The 1003-nt window shown below is 62.6% G+C and carries 1 protein-coding gene and 1 pseudogene; both read left to right on the plus strand.

Annotation, left to right across the window (positions count from 1 at the left end; all coding sequences use genetic code 11):
* Positions 1–277: pseudogene (locus tag EN994_RS32995) on the plus strand (transcription termination/antitermination protein NusA); the annotation flags it as partial.
* 38 nt (positions 278–315) lie between these two features.
* On the plus strand, positions 316–966 hold the full coding sequence (locus EN994_RS33000) for an RNA-binding protein (protein WP_024503463.1): 651 nt from the start codon (positions 316–318) through the stop codon (positions 964–966).
* Positions 967–1003 lie beyond the last annotated feature (37 nt).

A 1003-nucleotide genomic window follows, 5' to 3' on the forward strand; every position in this document is an offset into this window, starting at 1 on the left:
AATCCCCGGCGTCACCACCGCCATGATGGTGACGCTTGGCGAGGACGGCGTGAAGACGATCGAGGATTTCGCCGGCTATGCCGCCGACGACCTGACCGGCTGGAAGGAACGCAAGGACGGCGAGACAAAAGTCTATCCGGGCGTGCTGGCCAATCATGGCGTGACCCGCGCAGACGCCGAACAGATGGTTCTGGCCGCCCGCCTCAAGGCCGGCTGGATCACCGAAGACGAGCTTGCAGCCGAAGAAGTCTCGGCTGACGAAGCCGTTGGTGCGTGAGGTGAAACCGCATCGCACCGAACCCGCCCTTGGACGAGATGAACGATCGCACCTGCATCGTTACGCGCAAACAAGCCGAACCGGATGATCTGATCCGGTTCGTCGTCGGCCCGGATTCGGCCGTCGTTCCCGACATCAAGAGAAATCTGCCCGGCCGCGGTTGCTGGGTGAGCGCCGACCGCCTACATATCGACAAGGCTGCGGCGAAGAACCTCTTTGCCCGCGCCTTCAAGGCACAGGTGGTCGTGCCGCCCGATCTTGGCGGCATGGTCGACGGGCTGCTTTCCAGGCACGCTCTGGGCATGCTTGGTCTTGCCCGCAAGGCAGGCGCAATTTCGCTTGGTGCTACCAAGGTCGAGAGCGCGGTGCGCGGCGGATTGGCGCTTTTCGTGCTGCATGCTTCCGAGGCGTCCGATGACGGCGTGCGCAAGATCAGCCAGGCGCGACGGGCGACGGTCCATCTCGGTGGGCCCGCTATCCTTGCCTACAAACTTTTCTCCGAGGCCGAGTTGAGCTTGGCATTGGGGGGTACAAATGTGATACATGCTGCCGTTCTCGCGGGAGACGCGGGCAGGGCGGTCCAGAAGCGCATGGTTGCGCTCGACCGGTATCGGGGCGGTTCCCCGGACGATCTGGCAATGCTTGCGGCTGTTGCTGACGAAGATGATGCCGCAGAGGATATGGAATGAGCGATACGAAATCGGGTGACGACAATACGCTGAGTGT

The organism is Mesorhizobium sp. M7A.F.Ca.CA.002.09.1.1 (assembly GCF_003998555.1).
Taxonomy (GTDB): Bacteria; Pseudomonadota; Alphaproteobacteria; order Rhizobiales; family Rhizobiaceae; genus Mesorhizobium; species Mesorhizobium ciceri.

Bases quoted from the DNA above. Each gene is read 5' to 3' on its own strand.
- EN994_RS33000 (WP_024503463.1), top strand. From the start codon at position 316: ATGAACGATCGCACCTGCATCGTTACGCGCAAACAAGCCGAACCGGAT.